At 41.5% G+C, this 26,734-nt stretch carries 27 protein-coding genes and 2 riboswitches; of the genes, 10 read left to right on the top strand and 17 right to left on the bottom strand.

Translation table 11 applies throughout. The features are described from left to right. Positions 1-12: 12 nt before the first annotated feature. The 14 genes from AC4ME5_RS04760 to AC4ME5_RS04695 form a co-directional block, all read right to left on the bottom strand. The gene (locus tag AC4ME5_RS04760; RefSeq protein WP_491800232.1) at positions 13-1,275 is read right to left on the bottom strand and encodes a F390 synthetase-related protein; all 1,263 of its coding nucleotides are present in this window, start codon (positions 1,273-1,275) and stop codon (positions 13-15) included. After that, positions 1,253-2,068, bottom strand: a complete 816-nt coding sequence (locus AC4ME5_RS04755) for an MBL fold metallo-hydrolase (protein ID WP_084939399.1) — start codon at positions 2,066-2,068, stop codon at positions 1,253-1,255. The genes AC4ME5_RS04760 and AC4ME5_RS04755 overlap by 23 nt, the downstream gene beginning before the upstream one ends. Continuing rightward, positions 2,043-3,023, bottom strand: a complete 981-nt coding sequence (locus tag AC4ME5_RS04750; RefSeq protein ID WP_491800230.1) for an NAD-dependent epimerase/dehydratase family protein — start codon at positions 3,021-3,023, stop codon at positions 2,043-2,045. The genes AC4ME5_RS04755 and AC4ME5_RS04750 overlap by 26 nt, the downstream gene beginning before the upstream one ends. Positions 3,024-3,026: 3 nt before the next feature. Continuing rightward, complete coding sequence (locus AC4ME5_RS04745) at positions 3,027-4,295, bottom strand: glycosyltransferase (protein ID WP_491800229.1); 1,269 nt, start codon at positions 4,293-4,295, stop codon at positions 3,027-3,029. A 104-nt stretch (positions 4,296-4,399) separates the two neighbouring features. Then, complete coding sequence (locus AC4ME5_RS04740) at positions 4,400-5,551, bottom strand: iron-containing alcohol dehydrogenase (protein ID WP_491800227.1); 1,152 nt, start codon at positions 5,549-5,551, stop codon at positions 4,400-4,402. Positions 5,552-5,736: 185 nt separating this feature from the next. Continuing rightward, positions 5,737-6,177: an SP_0198 family lipoprotein gene (locus tag AC4ME5_RS04735; RefSeq protein ID WP_491800225.1), complete on the bottom strand. Its 441-nt coding sequence runs from the start codon at positions 6,175-6,177 to the stop codon at positions 5,737-5,739. A gap of 87 nt (positions 6,178-6,264) precedes the next feature. Then, on the bottom strand, positions 6,265-7,515 hold the full coding sequence (locus tag AC4ME5_RS04730) for a bifunctional folylpolyglutamate synthase/dihydrofolate synthase (protein ID WP_491800224.1): 1,251 nt from the start codon (positions 7,513-7,515) through the stop codon (positions 6,265-6,267). Between the two features lie 208 nt (positions 7,516-7,723). Further along, entirely contained in the window at positions 7,724-8,029 is a 306-nt protein-coding gene (locus tag AC4ME5_RS04725) for a DUF1292 domain-containing protein (RefSeq protein ID WP_000017624.1), read from the bottom strand. A gap of 15 nt (positions 8,030-8,044) precedes the next feature. Continuing rightward, positions 8,045-8,464, bottom strand: coding sequence for a Holliday junction resolvase RuvX (gene ruvX, locus AC4ME5_RS04720; protein ID WP_002876031.1), 420 nt, complete (start codon positions 8,462-8,464; stop codon positions 8,045-8,047). 3 nt (positions 8,465-8,467) lie between these two features. Beyond that, positions 8,468-8,734 carry an IreB family regulatory phosphoprotein gene (locus AC4ME5_RS04715; RefSeq protein ID WP_000507059.1) on the bottom strand — a complete coding sequence of 89 codons (267 nt, stop codon included), beginning with the start codon at positions 8,732-8,734 and terminating at the stop codon, positions 8,468-8,470. Between the two features lie 86 nt (positions 8,735-8,820). Next, complete coding sequence (locus AC4ME5_RS04710; protein WP_491800213.1) at positions 8,821-9,390, bottom strand: SP0191 family lipoprotein; 570 nt, start codon at positions 9,388-9,390, stop codon at positions 8,821-8,823. 65 nt (positions 9,391-9,455) lie between these two features. Further along, positions 9,456-9,854 carry a transcriptional regulator Spx gene (gene spx / locus AC4ME5_RS04705; protein WP_000591165.1) on the bottom strand — a complete coding sequence of 133 codons (399 nt, stop codon included), beginning with the start codon at positions 9,852-9,854 and terminating at the stop codon, positions 9,456-9,458. Between the two features lie 135 nt (positions 9,855-9,989). Then, positions 9,990-12,650, bottom strand: a complete 2,661-nt coding sequence (gene mgtA / locus AC4ME5_RS04700; RefSeq protein ID WP_491800200.1) for a magnesium-translocating P-type ATPase — start codon at positions 12,648-12,650, stop codon at positions 9,990-9,992. Between the two features lie 195 nt (positions 12,651-12,845). Continuing rightward, positions 12,846-12,997, bottom strand: a riboswitch (M-box (ykoK) riboswitch). A gap of 55 nt (positions 12,998-13,052) precedes the next feature. Beyond that, the gene (locus AC4ME5_RS04695) at positions 13,053-14,114 is read right to left on the bottom strand and encodes a M24 family metallopeptidase (RefSeq protein ID WP_491800198.1); all 1,062 of its coding nucleotides are present in this window, start codon (positions 14,112-14,114) and stop codon (positions 13,053-13,055) included. A gap of 147 nt (positions 14,115-14,261) precedes the next feature. On the opposite strand from AC4ME5_RS04695, the gene AC4ME5_RS04690 reads away from it, so the two are divergent. Next, entirely contained in the window at positions 14,262-15,017 is a 756-nt protein-coding gene (locus AC4ME5_RS04690; protein ID WP_491800196.1) for a hypothetical protein, read from the top strand. Between the two features lie 37 nt (positions 15,018-15,054). Here the strand turns inward: AC4ME5_RS04690 and uvrA are convergent, their stop codons facing one another. After that, positions 15,055-17,880, bottom strand: coding sequence for an excinuclease ABC subunit UvrA (uvrA, locus tag AC4ME5_RS04685; RefSeq protein WP_096421581.1), 2,826 nt, complete (start codon positions 17,878-17,880; stop codon positions 15,055-15,057). Between the two features lie 136 nt (positions 17,881-18,016). Between uvrA and AC4ME5_RS04680 the strand changes: the two genes are divergently transcribed. The 5 genes from AC4ME5_RS04680 to AC4ME5_RS04660 all read left to right on the top strand — a co-directional run bounded on the left by AC4ME5_RS04680 (position 18,017) and on the right by AC4ME5_RS04660 (position 21,578). After that, positions 18,017-18,961 (top strand): magnesium transporter CorA family protein, encoded by a 945-nt coding sequence (locus AC4ME5_RS04680; RefSeq protein ID WP_033605858.1) that lies wholly within the window; start codon positions 18,017-18,019, stop codon positions 18,959-18,961. A gap of 11 nt (positions 18,962-18,972) precedes the next feature. Continuing rightward, a complete protein-coding gene (locus AC4ME5_RS04675; RefSeq protein WP_491800193.1) occupies positions 18,973-19,650 on the top strand; it encodes a DUF1129 domain-containing protein in 678 nt (225 codons plus the stop codon). A gap of 15 nt (positions 19,651-19,665) precedes the next feature. Continuing rightward, a complete protein-coding gene (locus tag AC4ME5_RS04670) occupies positions 19,666-20,013 on the top strand; it encodes a hypothetical protein (RefSeq protein ID WP_096421577.1) in 348 nt (115 codons plus the stop codon). Between the two features lie 161 nt (positions 20,014-20,174). Beyond that, positions 20,175-21,209, top strand: a complete 1,035-nt coding sequence (locus AC4ME5_RS04665; RefSeq protein ID WP_491800191.1) for a S66 family peptidase — start codon at positions 20,175-20,177, stop codon at positions 21,207-21,209. Positions 21,210-21,314: 105 nt separating this feature from the next. Then, positions 21,315-21,578, top strand: a complete 264-nt coding sequence (locus tag AC4ME5_RS04660; protein WP_033585832.1) for a SemiSWEET family transporter — start codon at positions 21,315-21,317, stop codon at positions 21,576-21,578. An 83-nt stretch (positions 21,579-21,661) separates the two neighbouring features. On the opposite strand, the gene AC4ME5_RS04655 is transcribed toward AC4ME5_RS04660, so the two are convergent. Both AC4ME5_RS04655 and ruvA read right to left on the bottom strand, forming a co-directional pair. Continuing rightward, positions 21,662-22,225, bottom strand: coding sequence for a DNA-3-methyladenine glycosylase I (locus AC4ME5_RS04655; protein WP_033584807.1), 564 nt, complete (start codon positions 22,223-22,225; stop codon positions 21,662-21,664). A gap of 9 nt (positions 22,226-22,234) precedes the next feature. Next, a complete protein-coding gene (gene ruvA / locus AC4ME5_RS04650; RefSeq protein ID WP_033584805.1) occupies positions 22,235-22,828 on the bottom strand; it encodes a Holliday junction branch migration protein RuvA in 594 nt (197 codons plus the stop codon). 156 nt (positions 22,829-22,984) lie between these two features. After that, a riboswitch (FMN riboswitch) is annotated at positions 22,985-23,099 on the top strand. Positions 23,100-23,231: 132 nt separating this feature from the next. On the opposite strand from ruvA, the gene ribD reads away from it, so the two are divergent. From ribD to ribH, 4 genes are read left to right on the top strand one after another with little or no spacing between them, the layout of a single operon-like run. Then, entirely contained in the window at positions 23,232-24,332 is a 1,101-nt protein-coding gene (gene ribD, locus AC4ME5_RS04645; protein WP_033605860.1) for a bifunctional diaminohydroxyphosphoribosylaminopyrimidine deaminase/5-amino-6-(5-phosphoribosylamino)uracil reductase RibD, read from the top strand. Beyond that, the gene (ribE, locus tag AC4ME5_RS04640; RefSeq protein ID WP_084939411.1) at positions 24,317-24,952 is read left to right on the top strand and encodes a riboflavin synthase; all 636 of its coding nucleotides are present in this window, start codon (positions 24,317-24,319) and stop codon (positions 24,950-24,952) included. Before ribD ends, ribE begins: the two co-directional genes overlap by 16 nt. Positions 24,953-24,971: 19 nt before the next feature. Next, positions 24,972-26,177 (top strand): bifunctional 3,4-dihydroxy-2-butanone-4-phosphate synthase/GTP cyclohydrolase II, encoded by a 1,206-nt coding sequence (locus tag AC4ME5_RS04635; RefSeq protein WP_491800187.1) that lies wholly within the window; start codon positions 24,972-24,974, stop codon positions 26,175-26,177. After that, entirely contained in the window at positions 26,178-26,645 is a 468-nt protein-coding gene (gene ribH, locus AC4ME5_RS04630) for a 6,7-dimethyl-8-ribityllumazine synthase (protein WP_000860624.1), read from the top strand. Positions 26,646-26,734 lie beyond the last annotated feature (89 nt).

Raw genomic sequence — 26,734 nt, 5'->3', positions numbered from 1 at the left:
TTTATTATCCTTTCATAAACGTTGGATTCGTTTGAGTTTACGGCTAGTATCCCAGTGATAATCTGAAAATTGGATTTGAGGAACCGCAAACTGCTTTTGCTGGGCCAGGAGTTGAAACTGGGCTAGAATAGATGCTTCCACTGCCTCATCTCGTTGGCTTAGGCAAACTTCCACTAACTTCTCAGAATGTTGCTTGACTTGGTAATCCCCTACATTCTCCACAAAGAGTATGCACCGTCTGATAAAGTCAGGATAGATGGTCACTTGACCCCCATCCAGTCCATCGAAATAGAAGATGTCGTCAGAGCGTCCTTCGACCTTGTCAATCCGTGTATAGCAGGAGCCACATGGACAGGGCTCCGGATTTTCAACCAAGATATCATTGAGCTGGTAGCGATAAACAGGCTGACTGCTTCGTTTAAAGTCCGTAATGATTGGATAAAAACGGCGATCATCCAGATACTGCTTTTCCACATAGATAATGTCTTCGTTGAGATGCAGATTGCCAGCTGAGCAAGTACATGCTAGAAAACCTTCAGTTGCCTGATAAACCTGGTCAATAATGGATAGAGAAAAGGCTTCTGCGATGCGTTCCCTATCCTTATCTTCCAAAATTTCTGCCACCGAAACGATTTTTTGTGGATGAATGGCTAACTCTCCAGCCTTTAGTCGTTTGCTCAACTCGAGCAGCATAGAGGCAGGCGCCACCACTATGGTCGGTTGGTAGCTATTGAGACGGCCGATATGGTCATCCGTATTTTTAAAAATATCAAAGTACTCTAGACGAATGAGCGCTGTATTGATGGTCTGATAGAGTTCATTATCGGCTCTCAGGAAAAAGGCGATGCGGTGGCAAAACAGCTGGCCCTTGGGCAACATCTTGGCTAAGATAGCCGCAGCCCACATACTGCGCTCTTTCTCTGTTGTGATAAAGAGCCCCCGATGTCCAGATGTCCCTGAAGATAGACCGACGGCCACTTCCCCTTTAAGTTCAGTGAAATCACGGGTCTTCTCGCTTTCAATAGCCAAGGATAAGGCTTCATCTCTATCCACTCCTTGGGTGTTGAGCTCATTAAAATGTTCCATCATAAAAGCCTTGTCCATATGGTCAAAGTTGCTAGGAACCCCATTTTTAAAGTAGGGAGACTCTCGCTTTAAAAAGTCCATATAGTTGGCTAATTGCTTTTTCTGATAGTTTTCTACAGCTTCTCGAGATTTGAAATGATGAAGCCAACGAGTTTGGATAAAGGTTTTAAGAAAGGTTATTTTTTTCATGTAAGATTGACTCTATCCTTTCTACAGGATCATGGCTAACAACTACCTCAATACCGGCTTTTAAGACTTCCTCCAGAAACTCTGTCCCCCTGATATAGTCGGTCTTATTATCCTGCACCAGGGAAGGAAGCAGGTGCATCTGCTTGGTGTAAGGCAAGAGATCAATTCCCCAACAGAGGTCTGCTGCAATGAGGAGATTAAAATCTGGAAGGTACAGACAAGCTTGCCCCCTAGCATGCCCATCAACAGAGGCTACTAGGATACTGCCATCTCCGAAAAGATCACAAATCGGACGATAGGGAAAAGTTGAAACTTGCTGGTCAGCTCTGATAATGGTTAGATTTTTCTCAAAAGAAGCTGGTAAAAACTCCTTGAAAATCAAGTCTTTCAACTTGGGTTTTTGGTAGACTTCATATACTTCTTTTGTCAAGATAAAGGTTGCATGAGGAAAGAAACTAGCTCCTCCCAGATGATCTGGATGTAGGTGTGATAGAAGAACATAGTTAATTTCTTCTGGTTTGATTCCCTTCGCTTCCAGCAAACGTGAAATCTGGTCCTTCTCCGTCATTTGAACGGGCGTTCCTAGCCGATAGAAACCATAGCGAAGATGGGTCTTAATATCGTAATGATAGCCTGTGTCATAGAGGAGATAGCCCTTGTCCCTGTGTTTGATAAGAAAAACACCTGCTGGAAAGGTCATCTTTTGATTCTTGACTCCCTTAAATAGCAAACCTGTGTAGCTGGTACAGTAGCCTGCTGGGAAATAATCAATGCTTTCGATAATCTTTGACATACTGGTCAATCCCTTCCGAAATACTGATTCGAGGGCAATAACCCAAGTCTCGCTCCGCCTTGCTGATGTCCAGCGTCTGACTATAACGGAGCAGATAATAGGTATAGCGTGTCAGAGGCGGTTCACCTTTGAGTTTCAAGACCTTATACAGAAACTCTAAACTAGTAGCAATAACTGAAAGAAGAGTAGCTGGCACTTTTCTGTATGTTATTGGATAGCCCAACCCTCTCAAGGTTTCTTCTATCAAATCCTTAAAGGCTCTTGGTTCCCCATTGGTAATATTATAAACTTCGCCACTAGCTTGAGGGGTCTCTAGTGCCAAGCGAATGGCCAAAGCAACATTTTCCACACAGGTCATATCCATGAGCTGACGACCCTCCCCTATCAAGGGAATGCCAATCTTCTGACTGAGTTTGAGAACTCGGGGCAAAATACTGGTATCCCCAATCCCAAAAAGCCCACGAGGTCGTAAAATAATACTCGAAACATCGGGATAATCCTTAAACAGCTTCTCCGAAGCCAGCTTACTACGAATGTAGTTGTTCAGATTATTTTCCTGAGGCGCAGCACTTTCTTTGATAGCTAGCTGATCTCGAGGAGCAGCATAGATGCTAGGCGAGGACACATAAACCAAACGCTGAATACCAGCCTCTCGGCAAGCATCCAGAACATACTTGGTCCCCAAGACATTTGTCTGGTAGAAATCCTCCCAAGGTTCCCAAACGGTAGAAAGAGCAGCCGCATGCACAACCATGTCCATCCCCTGACAAGCCCGAGCCAAGTCCTCTTGCTTGGTCAAATCTCCCTGAAAAAATGCCACAGAGGAGTTTTCTAAAGACTGACCCACCTTGCTATTGCGTCCAAAAGCGCGTACCTGATAGCCCTGCTGACTGAGCTCTTCAACAACATACTTGCCTAGAAAGCCCGTAGCACCTGTTACCAATACTTTCTCCATTTTTTACCTCTCCTTGTCCCCTAAGAGCCGATGTATTTCGCTCTTCAGAATCTCTGTTGGCTGATAGATTTGAGCTGCACGACTAAGTTTGTTCAAGTCTGCCCAGTCATCTCTAGCCAACAACTCATCAAAGGCGCGTCCAATCTCTTCCGTATCCTCTCGTTTAGCAGTCAAGGCAATCCCTGCCTCTAATCCACGAACTGCATAGTCATACTGATCATAGTCATGGGGGAGAATCAAGGCAGGCTTACCATAGATGATACACTGGTAAAAAATACCTGCACCACCATGATGAATCACATAATCCATCTGAGGAATGTACTCCTTATAGGGAAGATAGGATACCACAGAAACATTGTCCATGAGCTCTTCACATTGGAAGTCTTGTCCGCCAAACCCCAGAGTCACAAAGAAGTGACAGTCCGGATGTGCTTCTGCCAATTGTTGTGTCTGATAGAGGAGATTGTCTTTAGCCCATGCTAGCTGAGTGCCACAGGAGACAAGGACCTTCTTATAACCTGCATAAGGAGACAAATCGAGGGGATAATTTTCTGCCCTCTCAATCGAAGAGCCAAAAGGTCCCACCCAAAGGTAGTGCTCTGGAAAACCACTTTTCAGCTCCAACTCTTTCATCCCAATCCCCAAGATGGAATAGGGTGAATAGATGGTTTCCTGACCTTTCTGATTGTAGAGCTTAAAATCGTAACGTTTCAATCGTTCTCTCAATAAAAAGCTTACGATTCGCTTCCCTAAACGAGTCCCTTTTCTTCCTAGCCATTGCTGAGCAGATTGGAAAGATGTTTTTGGACTACCCATTCCTCCAAAGAAACAAGGCGGTCCATCTGTCGTTTCAATGGCAAACTGTGTCGCCATCGTAGTAATCCAGGGAATATTCAACTGTTCCGCTACAAGTCCTCCAGAGAGGGTTATAAAATCCGCAATCACAATATCAGGTCGATTTTCCTGCCACTCTTGCATTAATTGATCTGAAACCACATTGATCAAATCAAGACTAGCTGACAACTGTCGATAAGCAGAAATAAGATTTAACTGCCCTTCATTGTTGGCTACACGCTCAAACTCATCTACACAATTTTCTAAAATGGGAATCACCCGGAATCCCATCTCCTCTGCTACATTTTTTCGTTGCGGTCCTGTAAATAATCGAATCTCATACAAGGGATCCTTCAACAAAGGTGCAAGTAAATTAAGAGTTGGGAAGAGATGTCCACTCAAGGGAACTACAACCACATCAATTTTGATTTTTCTCATATGTCTAGGATAGCAAATTTTTAAAAAAAGAACTACCAAAATGATAGTTCTTTCCAATATTATTTATATTTTGAAGAATAAGTCCCTTCCACTCTACTTGATATTTAGAAGAGTTCTTTGTAGAGAGCAATGGTTTCTTCTAAAGTTGGCATAAATGGATTTCCAGGTGCACATGCATCGATCAAAGCATTCTTAGAAAGGTAGTCAAAGTCAACGTCTTTTTCTTGGATACCAAGTTCAGTAAGTTTCTTCGGAATACCAACCGTTTCAGACAGTTTTTCAATTTCAGCAATAGCATAGTCAGCACATTCTTGGTCTGTTTTCCCTTCCACATGGAGTCCCAAGGCCTTGGCTACATTGCGGAAAGCTTCTGGTACACGTTTGGCATTTTCACGCTCTACAACTGGGAGAAGCATGGCACAGCAGACACCATGTGGCAAGTTATACACCGCACCGAGTTGATGAGCCATGGAGTGAACATAGCCTAGACCAGCATTGTTAAAGCTCATACCACCGAGGAAGATGGCATTGACCATCCCCTCACGCGCTTCAATATCTTGTCCATTAGCCACAGCACGAGGGAGGTACTCCTTGATGAGTTCAATCGCTCCGATAGAGAGTTTCTTGGTCACATTATAAGCACCTGGTGTTACTAAAGCCTCGACAGCGTGAGTAAGAGCATCCATACCTGTCGCCGCTGTCAATCCTTTCGGTTTTGAAAGCATGAGTTCTGGATCATTGACAGAGATGAGGGCGAGGCTGTTCTTATCAACCATTACCATCTTGACCTTGCGTTCTTCGTCAGTAATAACATAGTTAATGGTAATTTCTGCAGAAGTTCCAGCTGTTGTATTGATCGCAACCACTGGCAAGCCTTTTTTAGCAGACTTGTGGAGACCTTCGTAGTCCTGTGGTTTTCCACCATTTGTAGCGATGATAGAGATACAACTAGCCGCATCCTGAGGAGATCCTCCTCCAAGACTGATGATGAAGTCGCATCCATGCTCTTTCAGGGCAGCCACTCCGTCTGTGACATTCTTGCAAGTCGGATTTGGCTCCACATCGCTAAAGATGACATATTCGATCCCTTCAGCATCTAGTGGTTTTAGAACCTTAGGTAAAATATCACTTCCCTCGATGAACTTGTCTGTCACCAAAAGAGCCTTCTTATACCCCAGTTCCTTGATATACGGACCTACTTCATTTACAACACCTTTACCAATAAGGTTAACTGATGGAACGTAAAATGTAGCCATATGCATTTCCTCCTGCGCCTCTGCGCTATTTGATTATTCACTATAAGTATACGACCTTATAAGAAGTTTTACAAATGTTTGTAAGCGTTTTAAATAAAAAGTTAGTAAAGAACCGCCAGCCATTTTTTCAAGAAAAAAAGCTCCAAAAAGATAGCTTTCGTCTCATTGGAACTTTTACTTAATCATTATTGCTTCGTTAAGACTACTCGGTCAGATGCCTCTCGGTCCATATCATCGATAATCATTTGATTACCATTAACCGCATAAATTTTAATATCATCTCCGATAATGACACGTTGATTTTCTGGCTCAAAGGTGACTTGCTTGATTTCCTTATCTCCATCTGGTTCGACCTCAGTCCATGTACCAGTTTTGCCTGTTACAACAAGAGTGATCTGGTCGTTCTCGTCTTTTCCAGTATAGGTAGCATCAATATTAGTCGGTTGAGCTGCCGCAGTAGTGTCCTGGCTTGAGGACGCCTGTGGTTGACTAGCACTGGTAGCAGCACTAGTAGATGATTGTTGAGCAGATGGCTGGGTAGACGCTTGTTCCTTAGGTCCACAAGCTGCTAAAAGACTAAGAATTGCTAAAGAAGCAATAGAAAGTGTGAATGCTTTCGTTTTCATAGCGACTTCCTTTCTTTTGTGCTAATGTATTTCTGAAATCGTTTGCGAGTTTTCCTATCCCCAGTATAGCAACTTAAGTCTAGAAGGTCAACTAATCTCATGATCTCCCACCAAACCCGCTCGTACTTCCGAGATAAAATAGAGAGAGCCCGTCACAAAAAGCAAGTCCTGATTGTTGGCATTTTCTTCAAATTCGCTGATAAAATCGCGATAAGAGTCAACCAGTTTATAACCAGAAACATCGCTTTCTTCTAGAGATCCTTGGTAGTCAAAGCCTGTTACCTTAAGTTCCACCTGAGGCAACTGCTCTGTTAGATAGGCTAACATCCCTTGGTAATCCTTGCGTTTAAGAGCGCCAAAAAGGACATGAACCTGGTATCCTTGCTGGATTTCCCCCTGGATAAACTCGACCAAACGAGTTAAAGCTGGAAGATTGTGAGCCCCATCTAAGTAAATCTGCGGGCGAATCCGTTCTAATCGACCCGCCCAGTGTGTCTCCTTCAAAGCCTGTCTGACAAGCTCTTCTTCGACTTTTTCCTCTCTTGACGTCATAAACAGAAGAAAAGTTTGTAAAGCCAAGGAAGCATTTTCTTGCTGATAAGCACCTTCCAACCCGATTTCAAGCTGGGAAAAGCTTGCTAGTTTACTTGAAAAATTCCCAGCTTTCAAAGTGAAGTCTCGCCCAGCTTGATAAAGTTCAACATCTAACTCTCTTGCTCTTTTTTGACAGACGAGCTCAGCTTCTGGAGCGAGCTTAGCAATGACCGCCTTCTTTCCAGCCTTGAAAATACCGGCTTTCTGCTCGGCTATTTCCTCCAGACTATCGCCCAAGGTCTCCTGATGATCTAGACCAATCGAAGTAATAACTGCAATCTCGCCTGTTACGACATTAGTCGTGTCAAGCAAACCACCAATTCCCACCTCTAGCAGGACTAGATCCACTCCCTGCTCTTTAAAGTAAAGCAAAGCAATCAGGGTCAACAACTCAAAGAAAGACAATTGATCATGTGTTTCTAAGAGAGTTTTTTCCATCTCCTTGACTTGGTTAGCTATACGGACAAAGTCTTCATCAGCGATTGGTTGCCCATTGATACAGATTCGATCATGGATACTGATGATATGAGGAGAGGTAAAAGTACCAACTTTTTTACCATGAGTAACAAACAACTCCCTCATGAAGGCAATAGTTGACCCTTTACCGTTAGTCCCTGTTACGTGGATAATAGGATAAGTCCTCTCTGGATTCCCCAGCAAATCCACTGCTCGCTGCATTCGTCCAAGACCAGATCTAAAGTTTAAACCAATCCGACTATGCAGCCATTCTTCTACTTCAAACATACATGTCTCCTTAACAAAAGTCCAATCAACTACCGCATCAAAGTATGATTACAAATAAAAAGCGAGGTCGGGACTAAAATCCCGACCTCTTACCTGGTTAGCTAATCACTAGCTACTATGAATTTCAACGTAGGCTAAAAACGTCCCCTAGATGTTCCAACTCTCTCCAATTTCTGGGAGTTGGGCTAAAAACATCCACTGGATGTTTTTACTCCTCCATAAAGCTGTTGAAGACTTCTTCAATCATGTTCCATTCATCTTCTGAGTCTTCTGGGATTGGTTGCAATTCGCCTTCTGTTCCGTCTTCATTTTCGATGAATGAGTAAGCTTGGATTTCAACTTCACCATTTTCATCTTCTTCTGCGTTAACTGGCACTAGCAGAACATAGTTTTTACCAAATTCTTCTTTCCCATCAATGGTCAAAAGAATTTCAAACAAGGTTTCATTTCCTTGCTCATCTACTAGTGTAATCAATTCACGTTCTTCGTGGTCATGGTTGTGATCGTGTGACATAGTTTCTCCTCTGTCTTAAAATTTTCTATCTAAATAATTTTGCAAAATCAGCTGAGCAGCCAACTTATCAATAACTTTCTTGCGTTTGTTACGGCTGATATCTGCTTGTTCAATCAACATACGTTCCGCAGCGACCGTTGTCAAACGCTCATCCTGATAGTCTACTGGCAAACCAAAGAGTTCTTCTAGCTTGGCACCATAGGCTTGACTGGCTTCTACTCGCGGACCGCTGGTATTGTTCATGTTCTTTGGCAAACCTACTACAAAGCGTTCCACCTTATAGCTGTCAACCAATTCCTTGATACGGTCAAAACCAAACTGGCCCTGATCCTCATTGATCTGGATGATTTCAAGTCCCTGAGCGGTGAAGCCTAGTGGATCACTAATCGCCACCCCTACTGTTTTTGAACCAACGTCCAATCCCATAATTCTCATAGATTATAGATCGACTCCTTGTCCTTTAAGGTAGTAGCGTACCAGTTCTTCAACAATCTCATCACGCTCATACTTACGGATTTGATTTCGTGCATTGTTGTAACGAGGAACGTAGGCAGGGTCTCCACTCAATACATAACCGACGATCTGGTTAATCGGATTGTAGCCCTTGTCATTCAACGAAGCATAGACGTCTGTCAACGTTTCGCTAATTTCTTTCTTATTGGAATCATCCAATTTAAACCGTACAGTTTCTTCAGTAAATCCCATTCTAACACCCTCTTTCCTTAGAATAGTACTATTATAGCACATTCCCTGACGTTCTACAAATAAGTCAGTCTATTTATTTGGATTTTCTATTGTTCTGTCGCCCCATTTGCCACTCTATCTGCAATATATTGGCTAGGTTCGTTTTTTAAGAGATTTTCAAGACCGATATTTTTTAAATATTCTAGCTGAGATGCCTTTTTGATATCCAAAACTTGAAAATCATAAGTTGTTGTGGTCTGGATTTCTGTCTCGCTGAGTAGCTTGGTTTCCAGTGTAAATCCTGCCAGTTTGCGCGCCTCTTGGATAGTATCATCCTTTTCTTCTGCTTCTTGAAGCGCTTTTTGCGTCTCCTCTAGGCCATTTTCAGAGATAAAGGTCTTGAGTTCATCCCCAACAGGTCGTTTTTGCTGAATGGTTAAGGTTAAAAACTGATTGCCTTTATAAGTAATCGTTTGAGTCTGTTGCGTCCCATTTTCCGACTTTGGCATCAGCAGTGTCTTGGTAATCACCGTATTTTTTTCGGCATTATCCAAAACAGGAAGGTTGGATTGGAGAGGTTCAGACTCCGATATTGAAGGAGAGGTCGCCTCCTTTTTTTGCCCACATCCTGCAAGCAAAAAGAGGAGAGCAAAACTAGCAATTAGTAACTTTTTCATAATTCCTCACATGATTTTTGAAAAAAGAGCAAACAAGGCCAGGAGTCACTCCCAGCCTTGATGTTTTATAGAGCTGCACGTAGACGTGCTTCTGCATTTTCTACATTACGGACAGAGCGTGGCAAGAAGGCACGGATATCATCTTCTTTATAGCCGACTTGTAGGCGCTTCTCGTCAACGAGAATCGGACTCTTTAAGATCCGTGGTGTTTCCATGATTAAGTTGAGCACTTCATTGACACTCAAATCTTCAATGTCAACTCCAAGAGCTTTAGCGTAGCGGTTTTTCGATGAAACGATACTGGCAATTCCATTATCGGTTTTCGTGAGAATGTCTAATAACTCTTCTCTCGTAATTCCTTCTTTACCAAGATTTTGTTCTTTATAACTTAACTGGTGGGCATTGAGCCAAGTTTTCGCTTTTTTACAGCTAGTACAACTTGAGACTGTATAAATTTTGATCATGTACCTACCCCTTTCGCTACATGTTACTATCAGTTTAGTCTATTATACCATAAAAAACATCCGACTTGGGACCTATTTTTAAAAAAATTTAACTTTTTTAGCGATTTTCGTACTTTTTTCTTGACAAATCACAAACTATAGCCATCCCTTGTACTTCTTAATGTAAAATTTCTTAATAACTGTGACACTAAACATATACAAGAAAATAATACAGATTAAGAACAAGAAGTAAGGCAGTCCCAATGGAGCTAAACGAAGGATATGTACTAGCGGTCCATAAGGTAGACTGGTTACAAAAAAGGCAGCAACTAAAGTCATCAAAATCACAAGCCAGGCTGGTCTGCTCTGTACAAAAGGAACTTTTGCTGTACGAAGCATGTGGATGACCATTGTTTGAGACCACATAGATTCGATGAACCATCCTGTTTGGAAAAAGATAATAAACTGAAGGGCTGATTCAGACCCATGAACATAATCATGTCCTGTCATCAATGGAACAATGATAAAGTAAAGGAAGATAAAGGTCAAAATATCAAAGATAGATGAGATAGGCCCCATCCAAACCATAAATCGGGTAATGGATTTTGCTTCCCATGTATGGGGTTGTTTTAGGAAGTCTTGATCCACATTATCAAACGGCAAGGCCACACAAGATAAATCGTAAACTAAGTTTAGGACAATTAGATGAACAGGAGACATTGGTAGAAATGGCAAGAAGATACTTGCAACTAGAAGAGAGAATATATTCCCAAAGTTTGAACTAACTGTCATCTTAATGTACTTAGTCATATTAGCATAGACTTTTCGTCCTTCAACCAGCCCTTTTTCAAGCACCATCAAATCCTTATCTAGCAAAATGACATCAGCAGTCTCTTTGGCAATATCTACTGCAGTATCAACGGAAATGCCAACATCTGCCACCTTCATAGATGGAGCATCGTTAATACCATCTCCCATATAACCAACACCATGACCATTTCTTTTTAACTGTAGAATGATGCGAGCTTTTTGGTCAGGAGACAATTTAGCAAATACTGTTACACTTTCAACCACTTCTGCCAACTGCTCATCTGACATTTGGTCGATATCTACCCCTAAAAGGATGTGTTCAATGTCCAAACCAACTTTCTCACAGATGGCTTGCGTTACTTTTTCATTATCCCCAGTTAAAATCTTAGTTTTAACACCATGTTCAAGTAAAGCCTTGATTGCAGGTGCCGCTGAAGGTTTTGGTGGATCCAAGAAGGCAAGATAACCGGTCAGGATCATATCCTTTTCATCTTTGACTGTATAACTATAGCCTTCTTGTATATCCGTCTTATAGCCAATCCCTAAGACACGTAGCCCTTGTTTATTTAATTGTCCGACTTCTGCTAAGATTTCTGCACGAATGGCATCCGTCAAAGGAGTTATTTCGCCATGATACTCTACACGAGATGAAATCGTGAGCATTTCTTCTAAGGCTCCCTTGGTCACCATACTAACAGTCCCCTCATCATCTTTTACAATGACGCTCATCCGTCTACGTTCAAAGTCAAAGGGAAGTTCATCAATTTTTTGAAATGTTTGATCTAGATTTTGTAGAAGGCTGTGTTCTTTCGCTTCTTTTTCTGTCCGTTTGATAATAGCTCGGTCCATCAAATTCTTTAAACCTGTTTGGAAATAAGAATTTAGATAAGCTCTACGTAAGACAGTAAGGTCCAAATCTCCATGGATATCCAAAGGATATTCCAACACAATCTCGTCCTGAGTTAAAGTCCCTGTTTTATCTGTACATAAGATATCGATGGCACCTAAGTCCTGTATGGCATTGAGTTTTTTAATCACAACCTTTTCTTTAGCCATGATGATAGAACCTTTTGCTAGACTAGCTGTAATGATCATCGGCAACATTTCTGGTGTAAGACCCACACCAACACTAAGTGCAAAGACACCTGCTTCCAACCAGTCACCGTCTGTCAAACCATTGGTGAAAAATACAATGGGAACCATGACCAGCATTAATCGAATGAGCAACCATGAAACGGTGTTCATTTCACGTTCAAAAGAAGTTGGTTCATCATAGGTATTCAGAGTCTGTTCGATAGCTCCCATCATAGTATGATCACCAACTGCCAAAACCATCGCTTTTGCACTACCAGATATGACATTTGTTCCCATAAAAGCGAGGGATTCAGATTCTAGCAAACTATCCAATGAGGGTTGTTGCACTTTTTCTAAAGCAATTTTTTCGACCGCATCACTTTCTCCAGTCAAACCTGACTGTTGAATAAAAAAGTCGCGTGATTCAAATAAGACGACATCTGCAGGAATCATGTCCCCTGCACTTAATTTCACAATATCTCCTACCACCAAATCATCAATCGGTAATTCTTGCACTTGACCTTCCCGAATAACCGTTGCAGTGTTGACAATCAATTTTGAAAGGTTGGTTGTTGCCTTATCACTTCGCAACTCTTGGACAAAACGGATACCTCCTGAAATCAAAATTAAGACAACGATAATGATAGATGTCGTTGGATCTTCTTGACCAGGTTTGGCAAGCCAGACGTTTGTAACGAGAGAAATGAAGGCAATCACAAGCAAAATTATTGTGAATGGATTGATGATAGACTCGTAAATCTTTTTAATGATTGAATCCTCTTGACCCTTGGTGATAGTATTTTCTCCATAAAGATCACGGTTTTCTTCAACTTGTTCTTGGCCCAGTCCATCTAGACTTGTATGATAAAAAGCGAGACTATCTTTTAATGATGTTTGAATAGCTGTTGCTAATCTTTCTTTTGTAGTTTTCATTGGTTTCTCCTATCTGTATGAATGATGTGTTTCATACACAGAGACCAATCACTTTATAAGGGCAGAACGACACAAATCAGCGATTGGCTGTGTATGTGCGGTTCTGGATGATCGTCAATTTGCATCGTTTGTCTCCTTTCCTTGTTCTAAAACAGTAGAAAATCCCACCATAAAATGGCAGGATTAAAAAACTAACTATCTGTTTTTTCGTTCAAGCTTTAACTCCATAGGGCGATGTAATGAGCTTAGTCTTGGCCTTCGCGACCAGGACTGTTGACCAACGAGTAGTGTCTCCACTGCTTTGCGGTAGTCATCCGTATCCCTATGGTAGCCTCACCTACCGTTTTCGTCTATCAGTATAAACCTTTAAAATATAAAAGTCAATGATTTATCTTAATTTTCTTAAATAACAATTAATTCCTTCGGCGCTAGAGTCAACAATTCACAACCGTTATCTGTAATCAGGATATCATCCTCGATACGCACCCCGTATTTTCCATCCAGATAAATACCCGGCTCATCGGTCAAGACCATGCCAGCCTTGATTGGCTCTTCTGACTTGCCAAAGTAAGGAATTTCATGGATATCCAAACCAATCCCATGTCCAATCCCGTGGCTGAAGTAAGGACCGTAGCCTGCATCGTTAATAATCTGGCGCGGAATCCTGTCAAAATCAATTCGACTGAGACCAGCCTTGGCTGCATCTATGAGGGCTTGATTGCTGCGCAGGACAATATCATAAATCTCCCGCTCTTCATCTGTCACCTGCCCCACATGAACTGTCCGCGTCATATCGCTGACATAGTGGTTGTAGTAGCAACCAAAGTCCATGGTCAGGGTTTCACCCTTTTGAATGACCTTGTCACTAGCCACGCCATGTGGCATAGCAGAGCGGTAGCCCGAAGCGATGATAAAATCAAAAGAGGCACCTGAAGCACCTAGCTGGCGCATACGGGCATCTAAAAAGTTCATAACGGCTAGCTCAGTCGTCTCACCGGGCTTGATAAAATCCAGTACATCTAGGAAGGCTTGGTCAGAAATCTGGCAGGCCCTACGAATGGTTGCGATTTCTTGCTCATCCTTGATCATCCGCAGATTTTCAATAAAACCAGTCATTGGAACCAGCTCATGACCAGCAAACACACTTTCCAGCATCTTGAAGTAAGCATAGGAAATCTCGTCATCAAAGCCAATTTTTTCCAGCTTGTCGTCCGCTATAATTTTAGCAATTTCACCAACCGCATCGCGCGTTTCCACAATGTCAAAGCCCTCAACCACGCCCTTGGCAATCAGGGTATAGCGCGCATCCGTCAGGAAAATCCGACGCGACTTGCTAATGAAAACTGTCGCCTCTGTCCCGCTGAAACCAGTCAGATAGTAGATATTCTTCAGATTGGTTACTAGGACAGCATCACACTCTGTCTGTTTTAAGGCTGCTTCAAATTTTTCAACTCTTGATAACATGAGAAAACCTCCGTAAAATGATTTAATTTATTATAGCAAAAAAATACCGAAAATAATACAATCTATATAGCTAAGATTAGATAAAATTGACATTTGAAAGCGCTTAATGTATAATTTCTGTTAAACAAGAAAGAATGAGGTATCGATATGAATAAAACAGAATTGCTGTTACAAAGACTAGATGATATTGGTCAGTCTCTAAAAAATTCGAACCAAGCACTAGCTTTGCTGGCACTTGGTTCTTGCGGAACAGAAAGAGAACGATTGGATCAGTACTCAGATTTAGACTTCTTTGTTATTGTAAAAGATGGCTACAAGCAGACTTATATCCAAGACCTAACCTGGTTAAGTAAGCTAGAACCAATTGCATTTCACTACCAAAATACAGTGGATGGACATAAAGTTCTATTTGAAGATGATGTTTTTTGTGAATTTGCTGTCTTTGAAGCTCACGAACTAGTAAACATCCCCTTCTCTGAAGGCAAGATTATCTGGAAGGAGGTCGGTTTTGATGAAACAATCTGTCAGCCACAAAGACTGCCATCAAAAGATAACAGAGACCGTGAATGGCTGTTGGGAGAAATTTTATGTAATCTATATTTAGGGCTAGGTCGCTATCAGCGAGGCGAAAAATTAGCTGCTTATGATTTAATACAAAACAGAGCCGTCAAGCTTTGGACTGAACTAATCAGTTTGGAAACAACTTCTAAATCTAATTTTATAGATATCTTTAATACCAACAGACGATTTGAAGAAGGTTATCCAAAGGAAGCCAAGCAATTGCCTCACTTTTTGCAAGGTTACGAACGCATTTCTGAGTCTGCTCAAGCACTCCTAGAATATCTGGATAAACACTATTCTCTTAACCCATTTATAAAAGAAAAAATTCGTGATTTATTATAAAAAAGACTCTGCCTAAAAAAGCAGAGCCTTTTAAATCTTATTTTAACTTTCCTTTCAAATACTGCCCTGTGTAGCTGGCTTCGTTGGCCGCTACTTCTTCTGGGGTTCCTGTTGCAATGATGGTTCCTCCACCAACACCGCCTTCAGGTCCCAAGTCGATGATATGGTCTGCTGTTTTAATAACATCTAGATTGTGCTCGATAACGAGGACTGTATTGCCATCGTCTACAAAACGTGCTAAAACCTTGAGCAGACGAGCGATGTCCTCCGTATGAAGTCCTGTCGTCGGCTCATCCAGAATGTAGAAGGACTTACCTGTTGAGCGTTTGTGGAGTTCACTAGCTAACTTCATACGCTGGGCTTCTCCACCTGAAAGGGTGGTAGCTGGTTGTCCTAAGGTTACATAGCCCAGCCCTACATCCTTGATAGTCTGGAGTTTACGTTGAATCTTGGGAATGTGTTGGAAAAATTCGACTGCGTCATTAACCGTCATGTCCAAGACTTGCGAGATATTCTTTTCCTTATAGTGGACTTCTAAGGTTTCACTGTTGTAGCGAGTCCCATGGCAAACTTCACAAGCCACGTAAACATCTGGCAAGAAGTGCATCTCAATCTTGATAATCCCGTCACCTGAGCAGGCTTCGCAACGACCACCCTTGACGTTGAAACTGAAACGGCCCTTCTTATAGCCTCGAATCTTAGCTTCATTTGTCTGGGCAAAGAGGTCACGTATATCGTCAAAAACTCCCGTATAGGTAGCTGGGTTGGACCTCGGCGTCCGTCCGATCGGGCTCTGGTCAATGTCAATCAAGCGGTCTACATGCTCAATCCCCGTAATCGTTTTAAATTTACCAGGTTTATCTGAATTGCGATTTAGTTTCTGAGCGATTGCTTTTTTGAGAATACTGTTGATTAGGGTCGATTTCCCTGAACCTGACACCCCTGTCACTGCGATGAATTTTCCTAATGGGAAGCGAGCGGTAATATTTTGCAAGTTGTTCTCACGCGCTCCTGTCACCTCGATAAAGCGACCATTTCCGGAACGGCGCTCTGCTGGCACTGGAATCGCTCTTTTTCCTGACAAGTACTGACCAGTGATAGACTTGCTGTTGCGAGCCACCTGTTTGGGCGTTCCTGCAGCAACAATCTCTCCACCAAAAACACCGGCACCCGGACCAACGTCAATCAGATAATCCGCCTCGCGCATGGTATCTTCGTCGTGTTCCACCACGATGAGAGTATTGCCCAAGTCACGCATCTTTTTCAGACTAGCAATCAGGCGGTCATTATCCCTCTGGTGAAGACCGATGGACGGCTCATCCAGGATATATAGGACACCTGATAGGTTGGATCCAATCTGGGTCGCCAAGCGAATACGCTGACTCTCCCCACCTGAAAGGGTTCCTGCCGAACGCGACAGAGTCAAATAGTTAAGACCTACGTTATTGAGAAAGGTCAAGCGATCCTTGATTTCCTTGAGAATGGGACGGGCGATAATGGCTTCATTTTCAGACAGAGTCAACTGGCTCACCAAAGCCAAGTGGTCTGCGATAGACAGGTCTGAAATCTCTCCGATATGGGGTCCTTTCTCCCCACCCACACGGACAGACAAGGCCTGGTCATTGAGACGGTAGCCGTGACAAGTCCCGCAGGTCAGCTCATTCATGTAGAGACGCATTTGGGTGCGCGTGTAATCACTATTGGTTTCGTGATAACGACGCTTGATATTATTGACGACTCCCTCAAACGGAATGTCGATATCACGCACACCACCAAATTCATTTTCATAATGGAAATGGAATTCCTTGCCATCTGAGCCATAAAGAATCAAGTTCTTATCTTCTTCTGACAAGTCTTCAAAAGGCTTATCCATATCTACTCCAAAGGCTGTCATGGCCTGCTCTAGCATGTTTGGATAGTAGTTAGATGAGATAGGATTCCAAGGTGCCAAGGCTCCCTCACGCAAAGTTTTGCTGGCGTCTGGCACTACCAAATCAGTATCCACTTCTAGCTTGATACCCAAACCGTCACACTCACTACAAGAGCCGAAAGGAGCATTGAAAGAGAAGAGACGAGGCTCTAACTCTGGAACAGTAAATCCACAAACTGGACAGGCATAATGCTCAGAGAAGAGCAACTCAGAATCGTCCATAGTGTCGATAATGACATAACCTTCTGCGATACGAAGGGCAGCCTCAATGGAATCAAAGAGACGGCTACGAATGCCCTCCTTAATGACAATACGGTCGACCACGACATCGATATTGTGTTGCTTGCTCTTCGACAACTCTGGCACTTCGGTCACATCATAAACTTCCCCATCCACACGGACGCGGACATAACCGTCTTTCTGAATCTTTTCAATGACGCTCTTGTGTTGCCCTTTTTTCTTACGAATGACAGGAGCTAAGATTTGCAGACGTTGGCGTTCTGGCAATTCCAAAACCTTATCCACAATTTGCTCCACAGAAGAAGCCTTGATAGCCCCATGCCCGTTGATACAGTATGGCGTCCCCACACGTGCGTAGAGGAGACGCAAATAATCATTGATTTCAGTCGTCGTTCCAACGGTCGAGCGCGGGTTTTTGCTAGTCGTTTTTTGGTCGATGGAAATAGCTGGGCTGAGGCCATCAATGGCATCTACATCTGGTTTTTCCATGTTGCCCAAAAATTGACGGGCATAAGCAGATAGACTCTCCACATAGCGACGTTGACCTTCAGCATAGAGGGTATCAAAGGCCAGACTGGATTTCCCAGAACCTGACAAACCAGTCACAACAACCAGCTTGTCTCTTGGAATCTCCACATCAATATTTTTTAAGTTATGGGCACGCGCCCCATGAATCACAATTTTATCTTGCATCTTTGTTCTTTCTAGTCCATTATTGCTTTCCATTATACCAAAAAATGTGAAATTCTATTACCCAAAAAGCTGTTTTTATAGTATAATAGTACGGTGCAAAAAATGAATCACTGAATAGTAGGAAAGGATAGGGGATATGAAACAAGTTTTTCTCTCAACAACAACTGAATTTAAAGAGATCGACACGCTTGAACCGGGTACTTGGATCAACCTCGTCAATCCTACACAAAATGAATCGTTGGAAATCGCTAACGCCTTCGACATTGACATTGCCGACCTTCGAGCACCGCTCGATGCGGAAGAAATGTCCCGTATTACCATCGAAGACGAGTATACTTTGATCATCGTGGACGTTCCCATCACAGAGGAAAGAAACAATCGTACCTACTACGTTACGATTCCGCTGGGGATTATCATCACCGAGGAAACCATTATCACCACCTGCTTGGAATCCCTCCCCGTTCTCGATGTCTTTATCAACCGTAGACTGCGCAACTTTTACACCTTCATGCGTTCACGCTTTATCTTCCAGATTCTCTACCGCAACGCCGAACTTTACCTTACGGCCCTTCGTTCGATCGACCGTAAGAGTGAACAAATCGAAAGTCAACTTCACAAGTCTACTCGAAACGAAGAGCTGATCGAGCTCATGGAATTGGAAAAGACCATCGTCTATTTCAAGGCCTCACTTAAGACGAACGAGCGCGTGATTAAGAAATTGACCAGCGCAACTAGCAATATCAAGAAATACCTAGAAGACGAAGACCTACTCGAAGACACTCTGATTGAAACCCAACAGGCCATTGAGATGGCAGATATTTATGGAAACGTCCTTCACTCTATGACAGAGACCTTTGCCTCTATCATTTCCAATAACCAGAACAACATCATGAAGACCCTGGCTCTCGTGACCATCGTTATGTCTATCCCAACCATGATCTTCTCAGCCTACGGGATGAACTTTAAGGATAATGAAATCCCTCTAAACGGTGAGCCTCACGCCTTCTGGTTAATCGTCTTTATCGCCTTTGCTCTGAGTGTTTCGCTCACTCTCTATCTCATCCATAAAAAATGGTTCTAAGAGGAATCCCTATGTCTCAGATTGATTTACAAAAATTAACTAAGAAAAACCAAGAGTTTATCCACATCGCTACCCAACAATTTATCAAAGATGGTAAAACAGACGCTGAAATCAAGGCTATCTTTGAGGAAGTCATTCCTAAAATCCTTGAAGAGCAAGCCAAAGGAACGACTGCACGTTCCCTCTACGGGGCTCCAACCCACTGGGCTCATAGCTTCACTGTCAAAGAGCAATATGAAAAAGAGCATCCAAAAGAAAATGATGATCCAAAACTCATGATTATGGACTCAGCCCTTTTTATCACCAGTCTCTTTGCATTGGTTAGCGCTCTGACTACCTTCTTCTCTACAGATCAGGCTATTGGCTATGGGTTGATTACCCTCTTGTTGGTTGGACTTGTAGGAGGACTTGCCTTCTACTTGATGTACTACTTTGTCTACCAGTACTATGGACCAGACACAGATCGTAGCCAGCGCCCTCCTTTCTGGAAATCAATCCTCGTCATCCTCGCTGCTATGGTTCTCTGGTTGGCTGTCTTCTTCGCAAGAAGCTTCCTACCAGCAGCTCTCAATCCAATTCTTGCTCCACTGCCTTTGGCTGTCCTAGGAGCGGCCCTTCTCGCCCTTCGCTTCTATCTCAAGAAACGCTTCAATATCCGAAGCGCAAGCGCAGGCCCATCACGTTATTAAGAAAAGTGAAAAGCTATGGCATATAGTCAATCTTTAGCTCAGCAGATTCGAAAAATTCTAGCACTCAAACTTCCTCCCCAAATTTTCGAAGAAGAGCTAGAAGAAAAGAAACTGTTTGGTGGCCTTGCCTTTATGATTCGTGGGAAAATGGTCCTTACAGTCAGTTCCAGAAAGGACGAACTGGTTATGGTCAGAATTGGCAAAGAAATAGAAAAGCAAGTTCTACCCCGAACAGGAGCTCATACTACATTGATGAGGGGACGCCTTTATCACGGCTATATAGACTTAGATATAGAAGGTCAAAAAGAACTTCCTTACTGGATTGATTTGGCCCTCTCTTATAATCAAGAGTTGACCAAGTAACTCATATCTAGCGAGATTAGAAAAACGAAAAGCAACTGCAAAGGCGGTTGCTTTTTTTCTTGCTTTCTTGAGATTCAATAGCACTTCTGAGTCTCATTATTGTAGTTTTCTCTCACCTTTTGTGATAAAATAGGCTCAATCAATTTCTAGGAGGATGAGGTATGGTTTCTACTATTGGTATTGTTAGTTTGTCTAGTGGTGTTATCGGAGAGTATTTTGTCAAACATGAAGTGGAGCTAGGTATCCAGCGTCTCAAGGATCTTGGACTCAATCCTGTCTTTTTGCCCCATTCGCTAAAGGGCTTGGACTTTATCAAGGATCATCCCAAGACGCGTGCAGAGGATTTGATGCAGGCCTTTTCGGACGATAGCATCGACATGATCCTATGCGCCATCGGTGGGGATGATACCTATCGCTTGCTACCCTACCTTTTTGAAAATGACCAACTACAAAAAGTTATCAAACAAAAGATTTTTCTTGGCTTCTCGGATACCACTATGAACCACCTTATGTTGCATAAACTAGGAATCAAGACTTTTTATGGACAATCCTTTCTAGCAGACATTTGTGAATTGGACAAGGAGATGTTATCCTATAGCCTTCACTACTTTAAAGAACTGATCGAGACTGGGAGAATCTCAGAAATCCGCCCTAGCAACCTTTGGTATGAAGAACGAACTGACTTTAGTCCCAAGGCTCTGGGAACAGCTCGTATCAGTCATGTAAATACAGGCTTTGACTTGTTACAAGGAAATGCTCAGTTTGAGGGAGAAATCCTCGGTGGTTGTCTTGAGTCCCTCTATGATATCTTTGACAATTCTCGATACGCAGACAGCACGGAGCTCTGCCAAAAATACAAACTCTTCCCTGACTTATCCGACTGGGAAGGAAAGATCCTCTTGCTAGAAACAAGTGAAGAAAAGCCTGAACCGGAAGACTTCAAAAGAATGTTACAGGCTTTGAAAGAAACTGGGGTATTTGAGGTCATCAGTGGACTCTTGGTCGGGAAACCTATGGATGAAACCTTCTATGACGACTATAAGGAGGCACTAATGGACATCATTGATAGCAATATCCCGATTGTCTATAATCTAAACGTTGGGCACGCCACACCAAGAGCTATTGTGCCCTTTGGCGTCTATGCTTATGTGGATGCAAAAGAGCAAGTCATTCGCTTTGACTATAACGAAAAATAAACAATTTCTCCATTTTTGTGCTTTTGTATTGATTTTCGTTACAATTTGTGTCTGAATTTATTGCATTTCGCTAATTTCTATGATATCTTTTTAAAGGAGGTATATATGACAAAACAAAAAATTAATCGAATTGTCGGTTCAATCGGGGCCTTTATTGGAATTATTGTATTTATCGCCTACATCCCACAAATTTTTGCCAATTTACAAGGCAACAAAGCTCAACCATTCCAGCCTTTATCCGCAGCAGTATCTTGTTTAATTTGGGTTATTTATGGATGGACAAAAGAACCTAAGAAGGATTGGATACTAATCATTCCAAATTCAGCTGGTGTTATTTTAGGTGGAATCACTTTTTTGACTTCACTTTAACAAATCTAATAGTATGTATAAAAAGCTGAGAGGAATTTCTCAGCTTTTTTATATATTCTCAGATAATTAAACGCCTGCACTCACTAATTTCCGTTTTTCCACTCACAATCATTCTCATGGTCATCAACCAGACCTGCAGCCTGAAGAAAAGATAAAACGGCAATTGGGCCTGTGAACTTGAAACCTTGTTTTTTTAGATCTTTAGCTAATTTTTCAGACAAGGCTGTTTTAGCAGGTGCTAGGTGATAGTCAGGAACATCATTCACGATCGTTTTCCCCTCAACAAAAGACCAAAGATAGGCATCAAAAGAGCCATATTCTGTCTGTAATCGTAGAAAGGCTTGGGCGTTAGCGCGTGTAGCAAAAATCTTGGCTCTATTTCGGATGATGGCTGGATTATCCAGCAAGTTTTCCAATTCGGTGTCGGTCATCTCTGCGACCGCTTGAATTTGATAGCCATGAAAGGCTTCTCGGAAAGCTTGGCGTTTGTTGAGCACCGTTTCCCAAGACAGGCCTGCCTGATAGGTTTCCATACACAACAACTCAAACAATGCTTGGTCATCATGGAGGGGCTGCCCCCACTCCTGGTCGTGGTAGGCGATGTAGAGCGGATTGGTCATCTTAACCCACGAACAGCGTTTTGTCATATTATTCTCCTATTTCACCAACATTTTAAGGGCCGACTTGATATAGTTCTCTGCTGTATCCGTCGTCCCTTCAAAGAATTTCTTGATTTTCTTAAGCTCGGTCGCCTTGTAGCCCAGTGCCAACATGGCTTCCATGGCTTCTTCCAGTTCTTGGTTTTCAATGCTTGCTTGCACTGCCACCTTAGCAGGAAGGTCATCACTAGCCACAACTACCTTGCCTTCCAAGTCCAGCACCATCTGCTGGGCTGTTTTCTTGCCAATTTTAGGAAACTTGGTCAAGTAGGTGATGTTCTTGCTTTCGATGGCTTGAACCAAGCCAACATTGTCATCAGCAGCGATAATAGCAAGAGCTGACACAGGCCCAATCCCAGATACCGAAATCAGACTGAGAAAGAGCTTTTTCTCATCTTCTGAGCGAAATCCATAAAGTAGATGGGCGTCCTCACGCACAACCTGATGCACATAAATTTGAGATTCTTGATTGACCTGTCCCGAGTAAGCATAGGGATTGGCTACATGCAGGATATAACCGATACCGTTGGTTTCAAGAACAATGTATTTGGCAGTAATTTTGGTAATGATTCCTTTTAAATATTCGTACATAGTTTTCCTTTTCTCTTATTTCGTTTATCTAGTATATCATATTTTCTTTATCCGAGGAGTGAGAATCGACTATCACAAATACAGTATATCAAAAATAATTTATGCTTATCTATTGACATATTGAAAATTAAGTACTATAATCACCTGTAATTGAATAACTATCTTCAGGGCAGGGTGAAATTCCCTACCGGTGGTATAGCCCACGAGCCGAAAGGCATGATTTGGTGAAATTCCAAAGCCGACAGTATAGTCTGGATGAAAGAAGATAAAAGTATATTTGTGCTTTTTGCGTGCTCTGAAATGATTACTTGTCATTTCAGAGCATTTTTGTTAATCGCATAAGTTTTCTTTTGTATGCCTTGAATAGTCCCCTATTCAAGGTATTTTTTTTGGAGGTAGTGAGATGAGCGACTCAAAATATATGAAATTAGCAATAAAATTGGCACAAAAAGGAGCTGGTTACGTCAATCCCAATCCTATGGTTGGCGCAGTTATTGTAAAAGATAATCACATTATCGGACAAGGTTATCATGAGTTTTTTGGTGGCCCACATGCTGAGAGAAATGCTCTAAAAAACTGTAGAGAATCCCCTGTCGGAGCAACGCTTTATGTAACACTTGAACCCTGTTGTCACTTCGGGAAAACACCTCCTTGTATAGACGCTATAATCGATAGTGGTATTACAAGAGTAGTCATTGGAAGCCTAGACTGTAACCCTATTGTATCTGGAAAAGGAGTAAAGATACTTGAGGAAAATAATCTTCAAGTTACTGTTGGAGTTTTAGAAAATGAGTGTCTTAACTTAATAAAAAGTTTTAGAAAGTATATTACCCAGCATGTACCCTATGTTTTTATGAAATATGCAATGACAATGGATGGAAAAATAGCCACTAAAACAAATCAATCCAAATGGATTACTGGAGAAGAGGCAAGAAAGCATGTACATCAGTTACGACACCATGTTAGTGCGATTATGGTGGGAGTCAATACTGTTATTCAAGACGATCCTTTGCTGACATGTAGATTGGAGGAAGGGAAAAATCCTATCCGTATCATATGCGATACACATTTACGAACTCCTCTTACCTCTAAAATCGTAAAAACAGCAAATGATATTAAAACTTACATTGCCACTTCCTCTGAAGACAAAAATAAAATGAAGCTATATCAAAATCATGGCTGTGAAATACTTCCCATAAAGAAAAAAGGCAATCATATAGACTTATCAAGTTTAATGCAACATCTAGGAAATATGCAGATTGATAGCCTACTTCTAGAAGGGGGCAGTCTAATGAATTGGAGTGCTTTGGAACAACAAATTGTTGATGAGCTGAAAATATATATTGCACCAAAAATTTTTGGAGGCAGTGCCAAGTTTCCTGTCGGAGGTGAAGGTATTTCTTTGCCAAATGACGCTATTAGCTTGAAGCCTTATGCTTTTTCTCAAATAGGAGATGACTATCTCATAGAAAGTGAGGTGATTTATCCATGTTCACAGGAATAATTGAAGAAATCGGAAAAGTTGAAAGAATACAGAAAGACTCTCGTAATTGCAAACTATCAATTAAAGCCTCAAAAGTATTAACGGATATCCATTTAGGCGATAGTATAGCAGTAAATGGTATCTGTCTTACAGTTACTCATTTCAATCATCAATCCTTTACAGTTGATGTAATGAATGAAACATGGAGCCGAACAACTCTTACACTATTAAAATATGGAAGTGAGGTAAATCTAGAAAGAGCCTTATCTGTCAACGGTCGACTTGGAGGTCACGTCGTTACAGGACACATTGATGGTACAGGAAAAATCTCGTCAATAAAAAAAGATGATAATGCTGTATGGTATCAAATCAACACACAAAAAGAAATTTTAGATTTAATAGTTGAAAAAGGATCTATTACAATTGACGGCATTAGTCTGACTGTCGCTAAAGTCTCCAAACTAAACTTTTCAGTATCTGTTATCCCTCATACTTTGGCACAAACCATTCTTAAGAGTAAACAAGTCGGGAGTACAGTAAATCTTGAAAATGATATCTTAGGCAAATATGTGCAAAAACTGATGGATAACTCTCTGAAATCAGAGATATCTAAGGAACTATTATATCAAAATGGATTTTAGCAGAAAGGATGATTAGTCAATGGAATATCGAAAAATACAAGAAGCATTAGAAGCATTGCAGAAGGGACGACTTGTTCTTGTTATAGACGACAAGGATAGAGAAAACGAAGGAGACTTAATTTGTTCCGCACAAGCAGCCACAACAGAAAATGTTAATTTCATGGCTACTTATGCCAAAGGATTAATTTGTATGCCTATGAGCGAAAGTTTAGCTAATCAATTAATGCTTTCACCTATGGTTGAAAACAATACAGATAATCATAAGACTGCTTTTACAGTTTCAATTGATTATAAGGAAACGACCACAGGTATTTCTGCCGAGGAAAGAGGATTGACCGCACGTATGTGTGTCTCCGAAGATATAAGACCCTCTGATTTTCGCAGGCCAGGACACATGTTTCCTTTAATTGCGAAAAACGGTGGTGTTCTAGAAAGAAATGGACACACAGAAGCAACTGTTGATCTATTAAAATTAGCAGGACTAAAAGAGTGTGGCCTATGTTGTGAAATAATGAATCATGATGGCAAAATGATGAGAACAGATGATTTAATTCAGTTCTCTAAGAAACACAACATTCCATTAATTACCATCAAAGAATTACAAGAATATAGAAAAGTATATGATCAGCTGGTAGAACGAGTTTCAACTGTCAATATGCCTACTAGATACGGTAATTTTAAAGCAATTAGCTATATAGATAAACTAAATGGGGAACATCACCTTGCTCTTATTATGGGAAATATAGAGGATGGAACCAATGTATTATGTCGGGTCCACTCTGAATGTTTAACAGGAGATGTTTTAGGCTCTTTACGGTGCGATTGTGGACAGCAATTTGATAAAGCTATGAAAATGATTGCTGAGAATGGTTCGGGTGTCTTACTTTACTTGCGACAGGAGGGACGAGGAATTGGACTTATCAATAAATTAAAAGCCTATCATTTACAAGATCAAGGAATGGATACGCTTGATGCCAATCTTGCGTTAGGATTTGAAGGTGATTTAAGAGAATATCACATTGGAGCACAAATGATTAAAGACCTGGGACTACAGTCACTGCATTTACTGACAAATAATCCTGACAAGGTTGAACAGTTAGAAAAATATGGAATTACCATTTCCAGTAGAATACCAATCGAAATAGAAGCTAATCCTTACGACAGTTTTTATTTAAAGACAAAGAAAAATCGAATGGGGCACATTTTAAATATGGAGGAAAAATAAATGAAGACTTATGAAGGTAATTTAGTAGCGAACAATATTAAAATAGGCATTGTTGTAGCGAGATTTAATGAATTTATAACTTCAAAATTATTATCTGGAGCACTAGATAATCTCAAAAGAGAGAATGTAAACGAGAAAGATATCGAGGTAGCCTGGGTTCCAGGAGCTTTTGAAATACCACTGATTGCATCAAAAATGGCAAAAAGTAACAAATATGATGCAATTATCTGCTTGGGAGCTGTCATTAGAGGTAGTACAAGTCATTATGATTATGTATGTAGCGAGGTATCTAAGGGAATCGCCCAAATCAGTTTAAATAGCGAAATCCCAGTTATGTTTGGTGTGCTAACGACAGATACAATTGAACAAGCCATAGAGCGAGCTGGTACTAAAGCAGGAAATAAGGGTTCTGAGTGTGCACAAGGAGCTATTGAAATGGTCAACCTAATTCGTACGTTAGACGCTTAGAACAGACTCTACTTTTAAGTGAATAAAGAAACTTGGCAAAATCGCAATTTAATACCCTATAAAAATCATAGAGCAAACTAGGAAGCCAG

The organism is Streptococcus sp. A69 (genome assembly GCF_058556195.1).
The sequence above is the reverse complement of the archived record's forward strand: the minus strand, read 5'-3'. Positions and strand labels throughout refer to the sequence as shown.